At 25.9% G+C, this 1,928-nt stretch carries 2 protein-coding genes; both read left to right on the forward strand.

The features are described from left to right. On the forward strand, positions 1-682 hold a 682-nt coding region (locus ACOTVC_RS08610), incomplete at its 5' end, for a hypothetical protein (RefSeq protein ID WP_421628343.1). Continuing rightward, positions 675-1,928, forward strand: a 1,254-nt coding sequence (locus tag ACOTVC_RS08615) for a hypothetical protein (RefSeq protein ID WP_421628344.1), incomplete at its 3' end; no start/stop codon positions are given. The genes ACOTVC_RS08610 and ACOTVC_RS08615, both read left to right, overlap by 8 nt.

Consider the following 1,928-nt stretch of genomic DNA (forward strand, 5'->3'; position numbering starts at 1 on the left):
ATATGCTAAGAATTTAAGCAAAGAAAACTATAATCAAGAAAAAGCTACACAAATGATTATTAAAAATCTTAAGATGATACAAGCTAGTATTGAAGATGTAAGAACTTTAACCTCTTACTATCCCACAGATGAAGATGTCGAGCTTATAAGACAAGCTGGACATGTTATTTTAGGCTCAAATACTGATATTATACTTTATCTTATTGATAATGAAAAAACTTTTATAGGACATAAAACTTATTTTTTATTTGACAAGGAAAGATTTAAAGTTTTTGAAGATTTTTTATTTTTTCTAAATACTCGTTTAGAAGAGGATTTTTTGCAAAAAGATATTCATAAGTTTGATAGCTTTGATGTAGTTAGAATTGGAACATATGCTAATGTTCTAATTACCTATAATCGTGCATTTACTGATATATATTTAGACGAATTTCCTCAAGATATTTGTAATTTAAACACCCCTAAAACTATGACAATTTTAAATGGTATGAGTCAAATTAACATTGCTACTGACAAAGTTTTATTGTTTTTAAATAAAGAATTAAAAATACACACTGATAGTCATTTAAAAATGCAATTAGAAAAAGCGATCTATAATTTTAAGAAATTCAGACTCGATCAAAAACAAACTAATAAACTTAAATCCCTACAATCTAAACTAAAAGAATGCACAAATGAATGAGATAGAACTTAACACTCAAAATAAAACCTTAAACGAAACAGAAAAAGAATTGCAAATTCTTTTAAAAGATGCAGGTGTAGATAAAATAGGAGAAAAACTACTTAAAGAAGTAGAAGATGTAAATAAAACGGAAAACACTACTTCACAGCAAAATAAAATTCAAGCTTTTCAAGGATATACCGGAACATCCAAAGACACATTGGATACCATAATCCAATTCAAAAAAGACCTCGAACCCTACCTACTCCCTTTTAAAATCATCATAAAAAGAGCAGATAATACCCTTAGTGTAATTGATGCTTTAATAGAATATCAAAAAACAAAAGATAGTTTAAAAGTTTCTGTAAAAATTGGTTCTGAAATTATTGCTTCACAAATTTTTACAATAGGGACAAGAATGGTAGTCCAAGCAGCAATTTCTGCTTTTGTAGCAGTGGCTATTTACACAGGCAGTATAATATTTGGAATTTTAGCAGCCATTAGTATTGTTGGTACTGGTATGATAATTCTTTGGTGGATTAATTCTAAAATAGAAGATTGGTTAAAAGGTAGTGGTATTTCTTTTATTGATTTTATAAGAGAATATGAAACTCATTTAAGTTCTGAAGAAAAATATTATCATAACTTAGCACATTGTCATCAAACACAAATTAAAAATATGCAAAGAATTCAATTATATTATGATGGTAAGATTTCAAAAGATTTAAAAAATTATTACTATCCTTTTTATGATGTTAAAAAAACTCCATCTTTACTTAATGAAAAAAGTTTACTCAAAAGCATATCAAAAGATTATAAAGCATTAAAACTAAAAGATACAATAGATAATATCCACATTAATTCAGAATTTTATCTATTAAAAGCTTTATATTTTTGTGAAAGTTTTGCAAGTTTTAATCAAAACAATCAAGCCTTATTTAACGAAGAAAAATTTCCTTATCATTCTAGCTTTTATACTATATTCTTATTGCACAAAGATAAAATCACAAATACTTATTTAAATGCAAGAAAAGAACTTTATAAAAGCGTTATAGAATTTAATTATTCTCACAATAAAACCCTACTTGAGAATTTAGAGAAAAACGACACCAAAGAAGATTCTAAGCTATTACGCTTTTATAATCTTTCTTTTGGTCACTTCATCTTAGAAAACAAAGATAAAAATAAAAAGCTTATATTTTTTGACAATGCTTCATCTATGTCAAATCTTTTACATCTTTATGAGAACAATTGTGATATATTTGTT

Source organism: Campylobacter sp. GB48 (assembly GCF_049221845.1).
Taxonomy (GTDB): Bacteria; Campylobacterota; Campylobacteria; order Campylobacterales; family Campylobacteraceae; genus Campylobacter_D; species Campylobacter_D lari_C.